This is a genomic window from Candidatus Magnetaquicoccus inordinatus (assembly GCF_004217665.1).
Taxonomy (GTDB): Bacteria; Pseudomonadota; Magnetococcia; order Magnetococcales; family Magnetaquicoccaceae; genus Magnetaquicoccus; species Magnetaquicoccus inordinatus.
In genome coordinates, this window is sequence record NZ_RXIU01000011.1 from 1 (window position 1) to 13,723 (window position 13,723).

The window sequence follows — 13,723 nt, forward strand, 5'->3', positions numbered from 1 at the left end:
AATGCTTAAGCATTCGCTTCTGGTGAAACGCCGCACATTTTCAGCAGGGCTTTGCCCTGCACCCACCAGGAGGAGATAATCTCCTCCTGGACCTCCATAATAATTTTCTGATTTTCAAATGCAGTTGCCCTGGAGAAATTTTGCCCATGCAGGGGTTTGCGAACATGAAAAAGATGCGCCAGCCCGTTGGTGCATCAACAACGCTTCCCACCGGGAACGTATGGGGTTAGAATTTCCGTGATCTGTCCAATGCACCCTTCAGGAGTAGCACAATGTCCCAACCAACCATGACCCATTTTGGTTTTAGTGAAGTGCCTTTTGCGGAAAAGGTGGTGAAAGTCAAAGAGGTTTTTGACTCCGTGGCGGGCAACTATGATCTTATGAATGATTTAATGTCGTTGGGGATTCATCGTTTATGGAAGCAGTTTGCCATTCGCCGCTTGCGGGTGCGACCGGGGCAACATTTTTTGGATGTAGCGGGGGGTACGGGGGATCTGGCGCGTCTGCTGCACGAACAGTTGGCGGGTACGGGACGTGTGGTGATATATGATATCAATGCCAACATGTTGGAGAGGGGGCGGCAACGTTTGGTCGATGAGGGACGGATTCAGGGATTATATTGGACTCAGGGCAATGCCGAAGAGTTGCCATTTCCCGATAACAGTTTTCATGGTGTGACTATTGGCTTTGGTATTCGCAATGTGACCCAGATGGAAGCGGCGTTTCGGGAGATGGTGCGGGTATTGCGCCCAGGTGGGCAACTGCTTTGTTTGGAATTTTCTCGTTTGGCCATTCCCTTTTTGGAGCCGTTGTATGATGCCTATTCGTTCAAAATTTTGCCGGAGCTTGGCCATTGGATAGCCAAAGACCGGGATGCTTATCAATATTTGGCGGAGTCGATTCGTCGCTTTCCCGCGCAGGAAGAGGTGGCCAAGTTGTTAACGGAGTGTGGTTTATATGGGGTTCGCTATCATAATCTGAGCGCCGGCATTGCGGCTGTGCATGTGGGCAGAAAGGTATGACAATGAGTGGATGGTTTGCAGCACCTCTGAAATGGTTGCCACAGCCGCTGACGGCGGTTGGCTTGAGTGTGACCTTGAATTTATTTTTCCAGCGCTATCCAGAGTTGAAGGCTCGTTTGGCAGAGTTATCCGGCAAGGTGTTTCAGTTTGATGTGGAGGATTTGCAAACGGCATTTTTCATGGTGGTGGATGAGGGGGGAGAGGTGCGCATTCATACCTATTCCGACACCGTGGCCCATGTCACCATGGCGGGCAGCAGTCAGGCATTTTTGGCTTTGCTGTTTAATACCAGGGATCCTGATTCATTGTTTTTTGCCCGCGAGTTGAAGTTGTCTGGGGAGACCGATACCGGATTGCACTTCAAGAACATCTTGGACAATGTCGAGATCGATTGGCAGCGTGAGTTGGCGCCCTGGATGGGAGAGAAGCTGGCAGGTGTAACAGTGCGTTCCTGGACGCAGATGCAGCAGGCACTTGGGCAAGGAGCAGAGAAGGTGGATGCGGGGGTGGAGGAGTGGATGGCCCAGCGCAGTTTGCCCCGCCAGGCGCAGTGGAACACTTTTCGGGACGATTTGGATGATTTGGTGGAGCGGAGTGAACGGGTGGCGCGAGCCATTGGTCGGGTAGAGAAAAAACGTGCGTTGGCACTGGCAATGGCAGCAGGAGCGGAAGAGCAGCCATCGGCAGATAATGATTCATTGACTTCGGTGGTTTGATGCCGTGATGTTGGGACATTATCGATCCTTTCGCCGTCTGACGACGATTCTATTGATTTTGGCTCACTATGATGTTGAGCCGTTATCCACCCTCTCTTTTCCGTTTCGCTTGTTGACCTGGATAATGGGATTGCATCCAGCAGTACGGCGGGTGCGTCGCTTGTCAGCGCAGGTACGGCTGCGCAAAGCGATGGAGGAGATGGGCCCTACCTTCATCAAATTTGGCCAAGCCTTGTCAACCCGCACCGAAATCTTGCCGGATGATTTTAGTGTCGAGATGAAAAAATTGCAGGATGATGTGCCGCCTTTTCCCTTTGCTCAGGTAGAGGAGATTATCCAGAAGGATTTGGGAGGGCCGGTTGAGCAATTTTTTCGGACTTTTGCGATTAACCCGGTGGCTTCGGCCTCCATGGCCCAGGTGCATCGCGCTACCACGTTGGCGGGACGTGAGGTGGCGGTCAAGGTGATGCGACCCAATGTAATCGCCTTGGTGGAGCTGGATATTCGCATGCTGACGACTCTGGCGGAGTTGGTGGATACCTATCTGCCGGAGTGGAGGCGCATGCGCGCCAAGCAGGTGGTGGCAGAGTTTGCCGCGTCGATTCGCAATGAGATCAATTTTCAAATTGAGGCTTCGCGCGCGCAAAAATTTCGAGAAAATTTTCGGGAAGATCGAGAGATGCGTGTTCCGGCAGTCATCTGGGCGCTCTCTACCCGACGTGTCTTGACCATGGAATGGATTGAAGGGGTACCAATCGATGAGTTGGTGCATCGATCAGCGGACGGCAAGATTGATCCGGTTACCATCTCCCGCAACATTGTCACCAGTTTTTTCAAGCAGGTATTCCGGGATGGCTATTTTCATGCCGACCAGCATCCAGGCAATATCTTTGTATTGGCTGATGGCACCTTGGCCATTTTGGATTTTGGTATTGTCGGACGGGTAAGCCGCCAGGATCGCATGGTATTGGCCAAAATTTTACAGGGATTTCTCCAGAGGGATTATCGCCTGGTTGCCGAGATGCACGTGGTGGCGGGCTATGTGCCGCATGATACCAATGTGGATGCTTTTGAAGAGGCTTGTCAGATGTTGGCAGAGCCGATTTTTGGTCAGCCGTTGAAGGATATCTCCATTGGCAATCTGTTGGCGGAGCTGTTCAAGGTGACCGAACAGTTCAACATGGCGGTACAACCCCATTTGTTGCTGCTGCAAAAGACGATGCTGGTTTTGGAAGGGGTGGGACGGGAGATCAATCCTGATTTGAATATGTGGGAGTTGTCAGGACCGCTGATTCGCGATTGGATGACAGAGAATCTGGGACCAAAGGGCAGGTTGTTGGAAGCGGGTGCACAGGCGAAAAAGCTGTACAGTGCGGCGACCTTGGTACCGGATATAATTGTCAATGGTTTGGAGCGTTTGAGTCAGGATCAATTTCAGTTACGCATTCATCCCAGTTCTCTGGAGGAGTTGGAGCGTGCAGTATCCCGTGGTTTGCGCAGTCAAACCTGGGCCATTGTCGGGGGCACACTCTTTTTGGGGAGCGGTTTGTTGCTGTTGGGTGGTCAATCGGCATGGTGGTATATGCCACCGTTGACTGGCGCAGTTCTCAGCTATCTATTCAGTATCAAACCGGGTGAGCGATGAGAGGTTATGGCTCTTGTTTACCCTTGATCACGGGGAGAGTCTGATGAATAGGGTATCCGGGCAAGAGCGTCATGGTTCTTGATCTGCGCAGTAAATATGTTCTCTCCTTTTTGTTGTTGGTTTTGATTGCCATTGTGACGGCGAATATTTATTTGGAATATTCGCTGGGAGAGTGGCTGGAGAATCAACTGGTTACCGAATTGCGTCGTCATGCACAGATTGGTCGTGTTTTGGCAGAGTCACGGGAGTTGTCCACCATTGAGCACAATCCAGACCGACTGGCGGGATTGTTTGGGCAGGATCCGGGGATTCGCATTACCTATATTGGCGATGATGGCAAGGTTTTAGGCGATTCCCACCGCAACGGTGCGGCGCTGCGCAGCATGGATAATCATGGGCAACGGCCAGAGGTGGTTGCAGCGTTGCAGGATGGGCTGGGAATCAGTCGCCGGGAATCGGCGACCATGGAGCAAGGGATGCTCTATGTGGCTCTACCCTTTCATTCTCCAGATGGGGGGGGACAGGGGGTGGTACGGGCAGCGTTGCCGTTGGAGGGGGTACAGGCGCTGACCAGTCGTTTACGTTTATCGATCATTGTGGCTGGTTTGATTGCGATCATGACGGCCATCTCTTTGAGCGGTCTTTTTGCCCATTGGACGACCTATTCCCAACGCCATGTAATTGCCTGTGCGCAGACCATGGCCCATTCGTCACGGGCACCACGCATTGAGATTCATGCCAACGATGCGCTGGCGGGGTTGGCCAGTTCACTGAATCTCTTGGCCGAGGAGAAAAATGAGACGTTGGCCTTGCTGGCCGAGCGGCAATCACAGATGCTGGCGGTTTTGCAAAGCATGCACGAGGGGGTGATTGCCTTGGATGGGCGGTTGCAGATTACCTTGATGAACCGTTCGGTGATGGAGTTGCTGCATTTGTCACAGGCTCCTGTGGGTGAAGCGGTGCAAAATATTGTACCGCTGCGCATGTGTGCCGAGTTGGGTTTGGATCGTCACTATCTGCCTTCGCAACCCTTTTCCACAGAATTTGCTTTGGATGGACCGGTCGAACGACGAGTGACAGCGGTGGTGACGCCGTTACATGAGCATTCTGGTCATGTCATTGTGTTGCGCGATGTCACGGAGAAGCGGCGTTTGGACGCCATGCGTCGGGATTTTGTGGCCAATGTCTCCCATGAGTTGCGCACGCCGGTGAGTGTTTTGCAGGCCAATGCCCAGACTTTGCTGGAAGGGGCTTTGGAGGATAAGAAATACAGTCGTATTTTGGTAAGCGCCATGGAGCGTAATGCCAGCCGTTTGGCCAAGTTGATTGCTGATTTATTGGATCTTTCCCGTTTGGAGGCCGATCAATTTGCCATGGAGGTACAGAGTCTGGAGCTGTTACCGATTGTGCTGGATGTGGTGGATTTGGTGCGGGTGACGGCGCAAGAGAAGGAGATTGAGCTGCAGGTAGAGGTGGAAGCGGAGATGAGCATTTTAGCGGATGCGGAGGTGTTACGGCGCATTCTGATCAATTTTTTGGACAATGCGGTCAAGTATATACCCAACCACTCCCATGTAGTGGTACGCACACGTGAACAGCATGGGCAATGGCGTTTGGAGGTGGTGGATGATGGACCTGGGATTGCGCCGCAACATCGGGATCGTGTATTTGAGCGGTTTTATCGGGTGGACTCTGGACGTTCGCGCAAGATGGGCGGCACAGGGCTGGGATTGTCGATCGTCAAGCATCTGGCGGAAAAGATGGGTGAAGCAGTTGGCATGGAGGCTATTGTACCGCAGGGATCGTTGTTTTGGCTCAGTCTGTCACGAGTGATCGTATGATCGATCATGCTTTCGCGCAGAAGTTGCTGTGGACCAATCTATTTTTTGCGCATCTTGTTGCTGTGAGGTAGGAAGAGCAATGAGCAATATTTTGATCATTGAGGATGAGGAAGATCTGTTGATGACTTTGGAATATAACCTGAAAAATGAGGGGTATCAGGTGTTTCCGTTTGTATCAGGAGAGGAGGGTCTGGAGTGGGTAAGTCGCAATGGACCTCCGGATCTGGCCATGCTGGATGTCATGTTACCGGGCATGTCGGGGATTGAGGTATGTCACCGTTTGCGTATGGATGAGCGGACTCGTAAGACACCGATTCTGTTTTTGAGTGCCAAGGGTGAAGATACCGATAGGGTGGTGGGATTTGAGTTGGGGGCGGATGATTATGTGGTCAAGCCGTTTCATGTGCGGGAGTTGATGTTGCGGGTACGGGCGATTTTGCGGCGCAGTGGCATGGTGGCGCAGGCAGATGAGATGTCGCAGGAGGTGTTTGGTTTGTTGCGTCTGGATCGAATGCGGCATCAGGTATGGTTGGCCGACCAGGAGATATTTTTGACTGCCATGGAGTTTAAGTTGTTGGATCTGTTGTTGGCCAACAAGGGGCGGGTGCAATCGCGGGATATATTATTGACCAAGGTGTGGAATCTGAACAACACATCTGTACAGACGCGCACGGTGGATGTGCATGTCAAACGATTGCGGGAAAAGTTGGGACCGGTTGGGGATGCAATTGAGACGGTACGCAACCTTGGTTATCGTTTGCGCGAGCGTCCGGGAGATGCAGGGGTCAGTCGTTTGAGTTAGTTGCGGGTGTGTTGCTTGTAATATTCACCACCAAAAACAACTGCGGGTCCAGGGAGGGCACCTCCCTGGCGGAGCCTCTGGGGTTTTGTTTTTTTGTTTTTGGCGCGCCTTTCACAACAAGCCGACGCGCTTTTTGCGTCGGCTTAAGCGCCTAATGGAAGCAAGCTGTGCGGATTGGCGCGCTTTTTTGCGCCAATCCGCACGGCATCCCCATGGGGGTAGAACTGGCGAGCCATCGCGAAGCGGGTAGATCTGGCGAGCCAGCACGAAGCTGAATAGTTGCCTTTCAGTTGCAGCTTTTTTCTGCAACCACAGCGCTGCTGTCGATTTGCAAGAGAGCGCTGAGACGGTTCAAGGAGGCAAGCGCTTGTTGGAACTGGAACTGATCCAGTTGTTCACGTATCTGCAGGAGGGAGTGATCGGCAACCTCTGATTGACCGCTGACCTCTTGGCAAAACTGCTCGAAGAGCTGTTGGGAGCGGGCATCCTGGGCCTGCAGTTGGTTGCGCAACTGTTGTACCAGCGAGCTGAGCCCCTCTTTGTTGAGGGTACGGATAACAGAAGGGGAAGCGAGTGGCTGACAAGAGGTGCGCAAACCGGCATCCGCTTGTGGCAGAGTTTCGATGGAGGTGATGACCCGTTGCAGGGCGTTGGTATATTCGCACAACAGATTTTCCCATTCCGCAGTATGTCCGTTGCGGATGGCCTCTTCCAACTGTTTGGCAACCGCAAACAGCTCCATGGCAGAGAGGTTGCCAGCAATGCCCTTGACCGAGTGGACCAGTCGTTCTGCCTGATTTTGATCGTCGCGACGTTTATGATGGAGCAGAGCCATGGAGAGTTGGGCGGCGGTTTGGGCAAAATCGCGATGAAATTCCCATAACAGGGAGAGTAATACCCGGCGGTTGCCATGCAGGCGGCGCAGGGCAGTGCGCAGATCGAGTCCTGGCAAAGATTCAGGCAGATCGAGCGGTGCAATCTCCTCTACGGTTGTTGGCAGCAAGGGCGGGTTCCAGGGGGCAGCATCGGATGGCTCTCTGGGTTTGATCCATTGCAGCAGTGCCGCATAGAGGATGTCGTTATCGATGGGCTTGGTGATGTGCACATTCATGCCAGCTTCCAGGCTTTTTTCCCGGTCGCCATCCAGGGCGTGTGCGGTCATGGCAATAATGGGCAGAGTTTGGCAGCGGCGATCCTGGCGAATCAGCCTGGTGGCGGTGATGCCATCCATGATCGGCATTTGGATATCCATCAAAACGGCATCATAACGGGTTTTACCAACCATCCAGACCGCTTCCTGTCCGTTATGGGCCTCTTCCACCTGGATACCGATCTGTTCCAGGATGCCACGGGCCACCTCGCGATTGATTCCATTATCTTCGACCAGCAAGATACGTGCACCGCCAATTTGTTGGGTGATGACAGAGAGGTTGCTGCTCTCTTCCAGTTTATGGTGGTGAATTTTGGCGTCATGGCGGCCAAACAGCTCCATGATGGCATTGAACAGTTCGGTACTGCTGATCGGTTTTTGCAGCAGGCGATCCACTCCTGCAACTCCCGCCTGTTTTTTGAGAATTTCATTATGGAAGGCGGTCAGCATGACCACCTTTGGCAAAGGAATGGTGGCACCACTGGTGAGTGGAGGACAGTTTTGGGCAATTGTTTGGAAGAGCTGCTGCACCGTTTCCAGGCCGCTCATATCGGGCATGCGATGATCGACAAAAATCAGATCATAGGGATGGCCATTTTTGCAGGCGCTGCATACTTCGGCGAGGGCACGCTGCCCGGAATCGACCACGGTAGGCCGTACCTGGAAACCCCGCAGATATTCCCAAAGAATGAGGCGAGCGGTTTCATTGTCATCCACAACCAGAATGCGCAGTGTATTGAGCTCTTTGGGGGGGAGCAGCTCCAGGGGTGGTTCAGCAGTATCGATACCCACGGGGATAGAGAAAAAAAAGATACTCCCTTGCCCCAGGGTGCTTTCCACTTCGATGCGTCCCCCCATCATCTCCACCAGGCGTTTACAGATGCTCAGTCCGAGTCCGGTGCCACCGTGGCGACGGGTGATGGAGCTGTCTGCCTGGACGAAGGGTTCAAAGAGGGCAGCCAACTGTTCGGCAGAGAGACCGATACCGGTATCACGTACTGAACAGACCAGGCGCAGTTGGTGATCGGTTTTATCCATGGCCACGGCGCGCACATCAATTTCGCCATTTTCGGTAAATTTAATGGCGTTGCTGATCAGGTTGACCAAGACCTGTTCGAGGCGGGCATCATCACCAATCAACCGGGAAGGGATGGTGGCCACAATGGAGAGGTTGAGTTCGACCCCTTTATCGGCGGCAGCCTGACGAAAAAGATCACCCAGATTGTCAAACAGGCGATGCAGGCTGAAGGGTACGGGATCAAGAGTCAGCTTGCCGGCTTCGATTTTGGAAAAGTCAAGAATATCGTTGAGAATACGCAACAAGGCACGCGAGGCATGCAGCACTTTGGAAAGATGTTTTTCCAATTTTGCTGGTGGCCGCATACGCAAAGCCAGGTCGGTCAAACCGATAATGGCATTCATGGGGGTGCGAATTTCATGGCTCATATTGGCCAAAAATTCACTTTTGGCGCGGTTGGCCGCTTCAGCCTCCTCTTTGGTGCGATTCAGATCCTGGGTTCGCTGGGCGACGCGCTCTTCCAGAAGAGCGCTCTCCCACTCATTGTTGATCAGGATGGCTTGAAAGGCATTTTGAATCCAGAGGATCTCCTCGCTGCTTTCCGGAATGGGTTCCTGCAAGGTTTCTGTGGAGTGGTTTTGTTGCCACTGGTGCAAGGTAGTGGCCAATAGTTGCAGGGGGTGCAGGAGATGTTTGATTTGTTTATGAATCAGCCAGCCGAGCAGGGCGACATAAGAGAGGATGAATAACCACCGTTCGGACAAGCTCCATTGTGCTGCTTGTTCTGTGTGCAACCAGAACAGCAAAAGCAGGAAAGCACCAATCAGAGCAAGCAGACGCAGCAGGATGCGTGTAGAGAGTTGTTTAAGGGTGGCAAAGGAGTGGTGGGAGTCCATGTGCTGCTCCTAACTGCCTGGATGGCTTGTAGAGGGCGCTTGTGGAATCGATGAGTTGACGGGAGTGGCGATGCAATAACGGTTGCGGCCGGCATGTTTGGCTTGATAGAGGGCCTCATCTGCAGCTTTTTTCAAGGAGTCGGCATCGGTTCCGATGGCGGGGAAGAGGGCGACACCGATACTGATGGTGACCTGCAAGCCGTCAACGCGCTGTTGCTCCACATTGAAGCGCAACCGTTCAGCCATGATAGCGGCACCTTCCACAGCGGTGCTGGGCAGAATCAAGCAAAACTCTTCACCGCCATAGCGACAGGGAAAATCAACATCCCGGCAGGTGCTTTGCATGACGCGGGCGACCGCTTGCAAGACGCGGTCACCTTGATCGTGTCCATATTGATCGTTAAAACGCTTAAAATGGTCCACATCGAGCATGAGGATTGCCAAATGCTGCTTATAGCGTTTGGCGCGACTGAACTCTTCACGCAAGATCTCATCCATGCGTCGGCGGTTGTGCAGGCCGGTGAGGCTGTCGGTGTTGGAGAGATCTCGCAACTGTTTTTCCAGACGTTTTTCTTCGGTAATATCCCGCATCAAGGCCGCCGAACCAATGTGTGTGCCATCAGGGGCATGGATGGTGGCGGCATAGATGCTCAAGACCCGATTGTGATAGACCACAGTGGAGGGAATTTCGATTCCAGCCTGGGTCAGGTAGGCAGTCATATAGTCGGGATCATCAAGCAGATTAAGGAATCCTTCCTCGGTGATCTGTTCGGCGCTTTTTTCCAGCAAACGTTCTGCTGCCGGGTTGATCAGGGCGACCTTGCCGTTGCGATCGGTGACCACGATTCCTTCCTGGGCGGCAACGATGATGGTGGTCAATTTGTCACGTTCGCTCTGCAAACCGGAATGGATGCGTGCCAGTTCATCGGCCATATGGTTGAAGGCAAAACGCATGCGGCTGAGTTCATCGATGGATTGGTCGGCCACTTGTTGCGCAAAATTGCCTTGCGCCACCTGTTCGATGGCTGCGGTCATACGGGTGATGGGTTGAATGACATGGCGGCGCACGGTAATGAAGGCCAGCGGCAGGATCAAAAAGAGAAAAACAGCCAAGATCCAGGCGGCATACTGGATTTGTCGAGAAAACCATTGCTCGTCTCTCTCACCGGCAGAGTGAACCAGTTGTTGAACCTGTTGCACAATGGCGGTGGCCAATTGATCCATTTTGGCGCTGGTTTGTCCATCCTGGCCGAAGACTACGGCATCTGCAGCGGCGATGGCTTCGATGACAGGTTGTTGTGCCTGCAAGCTGTTGCGATAGACATACAGCGCTGAACTATAATGCAGCCCCATGGCAAGATGTTGCTGTTGCAGTTCCAGGATTTGTTGCTGGGAGCTTTCTGCCATGCCCAGAGGCTGCAACAGGGCGGGAAGGGCATGCAGCAGCTTTTGCACCTCTTGCTCTTGCTGTTCCAGTTGTTGTTGGTAGTGACGGAATTGCGCAGTGTCATGGCCGCGCAGGAGCAGATTTTTCCAGGATTGTACCTGCGATTTGAAATGAAATTGCGCATCGCGAATGCGGTCGATGGCGTGCACCCCTTGGCGCAACAGCTCCCGATCATGGTTGGCTATACTTTGGTTGTCACGGATAGAGAGCAAGCCATTGAATCCGGCTCCGAGCACGGCCAGCCAGAGAATGCCTGGCATGACCAGAATCAACAGAAAGAGCTTTGGCTTATAGAGTTTGTTGTGCAAAGACATGACACATTCCGTTGGCTTTGAGCATCATCAGGTAGAGGCGTGACCCGGCACATCTGGGCCATAAAAAAGAATTGGTTATCATGAAAATATTTTCTGCTTGGGACAAGGAAAAAACGAACTGTTGAGAAAGTAATGAGATATTATAACGTTATAATTCATATATTGAATTAAAGAGACATAATGTAACCACATATTGCAGCTCCTGATGATCATATTGAGGGAGTCTGCACTCCGAACGGTAGAAGCGCAACACTGATCTGCAGAGGATGCCAGCGTCAGACAAGGGCAGGCGTGCTCAAGAGAGCTATTGGCTCATAAAGCAACGGGAGATGGCAAGGGAGCAAGGGGTGAGATTATTGAGGACAGTGCAGGGGTCGATAGGGAGCATAGCCTTTATTGAAGAGGATACATTGACCCTGATCACTTTTGATCCACTGCAGATACTCTTTGACAAAATTTTTTGCTTCACCGGGGGTATACATGAGCAGGGGGCGAGAGAGAGGATAGCTTTTATCGATGGCTGTGCTCATGGAAGGAGTAATGGCAGGGCTGCCTTCCTGGAGGGCAATAGGAAGAATTTTAATATTGGGATGGGCATAGGCCAGGCCACTGTAACCGATGGCACAGGGATTTTTGGCCACGAGCTCGACGACATCTTTTGAGCTGTGCAAATCCTTGGTGCCAAGGGCAAAGTCACGACGTTCGCCGAGGATTTGCTCGCGGAAGAAGAAGTAGGTTCCCGAGTTGCTTTGTCGGCTTGCCAGGATGATGCGTTGATTGCTGCAGCCAGGCACACTGACTCCCAAATCGCTCCAGCGTTTACTTTTGCCCCCCTCTCCATACATGTCGGCCAACTGCGGCAGGGTAAGAGAGGTCAAAGGATTGTCGGGATGGACAAAGATGAGGAGAGCATCATAACCGAGCAGATGTTTAACAGGTTGGATGCCATTTTTTTCAGCAATAGCCAACTCTCTGGGCTGAATCTCCCGGCTGGAGTTGGCGATATCGATTGTATTGTGCAGCAGGGAGGCGATACCGATGCTGCTGCCGCCGCCGGTGACGGCAATGGCAACATCTGGTCGCAAGCGTTGAAACGCTTCCGCCCAGGCTTGTGCCACGTTGACCAAAGAGTCAGAACCTTTATTCTGGATGATGAGTCGTGCCTGGGCGCTGCTTGCATGGCCAATCAGGATGCACAAAAACAGAATCAGCGCAATTCGCTTGCCTTGCATGGAAGGCCCCCTTGCGGTTTGAGCAAAGAACGGTTGACAAGGTGCGGGAGAGTGAAAAAAGAGAATCACGCCGCACGGCCAACTCCATTGCCTGATCATACACCGAATTTTGCGCAGACCTGTCCAAAATTTTGTAAAATTATTGTTAAATCACCTTTTCAGGCAATACTGAACAATTTGTTAAAGCTGGCCAAGTGCAGAAGTTTCACAATATCTGGCCGGACATTGCTTAACAAGACAAAGCCTTCGCCACCGGCAGCCTCTTTCAACAACAGCAACATGCCCATGGCCGAGCTGTCCATTTTTTCCACTTCGGTAAAATCAAGTTCATAGACGATACCGGGAGGGTTGTCTTGGATGGCACTGCGAAATTCGTTACGCACTTCAAAACCGAAAGTTTTGGGGAGAATGATATGAACCCGATCCCCGCTTTTGAATGTTTTGAGAGACATGGTGCAACCTCAGCTCATTAAATTGTGTAGAGAATACGGCAATCCGAGGAAAGATGGTTTATGAAAGTGCGGCAGGTAGCGTATTCAGATGCCGGACCAGCTTGCGATCGACTTCAGCGATATGGTGTGCCAGCCAATTCAGGAGAAATTGTGCCACATCATTGGCAATTTGTTGTTGTTCAGGAAGAGTTTTAGCCTGTTTGAAACGGTTGTGCAGGAGGGCCACATTTTCGCTCAGGCGACGATGTTCCTCGTGGTGCATGGCGGTATCGGTATAGTGGAAGGCTGCCATCAACTCCTCTTCAAAGAGGAAATGGGTAGCCACATAACCGTTGAGTCCGAGGAAAATATCCCCCAGATCGAAGGCCATTTCATGATCTTCTTGCGAAATTTTTAATTCGTTATAAAGCGCGAAGAGTACCTCATGCTGCATATCAATAGCCGGATGATCGAGGCGGAATTGATCCGGCATGGCGATGAATTGTCCGATCATGATTACTCCTTTATATGCTGAAGCGAACCCAGAGAGGTTTTTTTAATTTCCTCTGCGGAGTTCGGGGTATCCGAAGCAGGTTACAGAACGGTATGGGCGGTGTGCAGCACGGGTTGAGGGTGCAGGGATATGCTTGCCGCCATCTCCTGTCTCTTCAGGCAGTAACGAAAGTGAAGAGAGGAGCATGTTAACAAAAAAAGGGCATGGATGGGAGCAATTTATCGGGCATCTCCAAAAAACGGCAATGGTTTTTCAGAGGCTCATCTTCCATGCTTTCTACAGGATAAGGCGTGCCAGATCCCATGCTTTACAGGATAAAACGCGACAGATCCTCATTATTGGCCAACTCCTTGAGCTGGGCATGCACATATTCGGCGTCGATGAGAATGGCTTCGCCTTGCCGTTCGTTGGCGGAGAAGGAGATCTCGTCGAGCAGTTTTTCCATGACGGTATGCAGACGCCTGGCGCCAATATCTTCGGTGGTTACGTTGACATGAGCGGCCACTTCGGCGATGGCGCGAATGGCTTCGCCGGAGAAGGAGAGATCAATTTTTTCGGTAGCCAACAAGGCGCTATACTGACGAGTCAGGGCATTTTCCGGTTCGTTGAGGATGCGTACAAACTCTTCGACTCCCAAACTTTTTAATTCGACGCGGATGGGCAGGCGACCTTGCAGTTCGGGCAACAGATCGGAA

General features: G+C 52.2%; 10 protein-coding genes and 1 pseudogene. 5 read left to right on the forward strand and 6 right to left on the reverse strand.

Annotated elements, in window-relative coordinates; translation table 11 throughout:
- Positions 1-272: 272 nt before the first annotated feature.
- The 5 genes from ubiE (at position 273) to EJP87_RS02015 (ending at position 6,026) form a co-directional block, all read left to right on the forward strand.
- Positions 273-1,022: a bifunctional demethylmenaquinone methyltransferase/2-methoxy-6-polyprenyl-1,4-benzoquinol methylase UbiE gene (gene ubiE, locus EJP87_RS01995; protein WP_130470191.1), complete on the forward strand. Its 750-nt coding sequence runs from the start codon at positions 273-275 to the stop codon at positions 1,020-1,022.
- 2 nt (positions 1,023-1,024) lie between these two features.
- On the forward strand, positions 1,025-1,738 hold the full coding sequence (gene ubiT, locus EJP87_RS02000; RefSeq protein WP_193771064.1) for a ubiquinone anaerobic biosynthesis accessory factor UbiT: 714 nt from the start codon (positions 1,025-1,027) through the stop codon (positions 1,736-1,738).
- Between the two features lie 7 nt (positions 1,739-1,745).
- The gene (gene ubiB / locus EJP87_RS02005; RefSeq protein ID WP_130470221.1) at positions 1,746-3,383 is read left to right on the forward strand and encodes a 2-polyprenylphenol 6-hydroxylase; all 1,638 of its coding nucleotides are present in this window, start codon (positions 1,746-1,748) and stop codon (positions 3,381-3,383) included.
- A gap of 71 nt (positions 3,384-3,454) precedes the next feature.
- Complete coding sequence (locus EJP87_RS02010; RefSeq protein ID WP_130470193.1) at positions 3,455-5,224, forward strand: ATP-binding protein; 1,770 nt, start codon at positions 3,455-3,457, stop codon at positions 5,222-5,224.
- Between the two features lie 79 nt (positions 5,225-5,303).
- On the forward strand, positions 5,304-6,026 hold the full coding sequence (locus EJP87_RS02015; RefSeq protein ID WP_130470194.1) for a response regulator transcription factor: 723 nt from the start codon (positions 5,304-5,306) through the stop codon (positions 6,024-6,026).
- Positions 6,027-6,312: 286 nt separating this feature from the next.
- Here the strand turns inward: EJP87_RS02015 and EJP87_RS02020 are convergent, their stop codons facing one another.
- The 6 genes and pseudogenes from EJP87_RS02020 to EJP87_RS02045 form a co-directional block, all read right to left on the reverse strand.
- Positions 6,313-9,090 (reverse strand): hybrid sensor histidine kinase/response regulator, encoded by a 2,778-nt coding sequence (locus tag EJP87_RS02020; protein WP_130470195.1) that lies wholly within the window; start codon positions 9,088-9,090, stop codon positions 6,313-6,315.
- A 9-nt stretch (positions 9,091-9,099) separates the two neighbouring features.
- A complete protein-coding gene (locus EJP87_RS02025) occupies positions 9,100-10,851 on the reverse strand; it encodes a sensor domain-containing diguanylate cyclase (protein ID WP_130470196.1) in 1,752 nt (583 codons plus the stop codon).
- A gap of 353 nt (positions 10,852-11,204) precedes the next feature.
- On the reverse strand, positions 11,205-12,083 hold the full coding sequence (locus EJP87_RS02030) for a PstS family phosphate ABC transporter substrate-binding protein (protein ID WP_130470197.1): 879 nt from the start codon (positions 12,081-12,083) through the stop codon (positions 11,205-11,207).
- 158 nt (positions 12,084-12,241) lie between these two features.
- Positions 12,242-12,535 (reverse strand): STAS domain-containing protein, encoded by a 294-nt coding sequence (locus tag EJP87_RS02035; RefSeq protein ID WP_130470198.1) that lies wholly within the window; start codon positions 12,533-12,535, stop codon positions 12,242-12,244.
- Positions 12,536-12,593: 58 nt separating this feature from the next.
- On the reverse strand, positions 12,594-13,028 hold the full coding sequence (locus EJP87_RS02040) for a bacteriohemerythrin (RefSeq protein ID WP_130470199.1): 435 nt from the start codon (positions 13,026-13,028) through the stop codon (positions 12,594-12,596).
- A 307-nt stretch (positions 13,029-13,335) separates the two neighbouring features.
- Positions 13,336-13,723, reverse strand: a pseudogene (locus EJP87_RS02045) (HslU--HslV peptidase ATPase subunit); the annotation flags it as partial.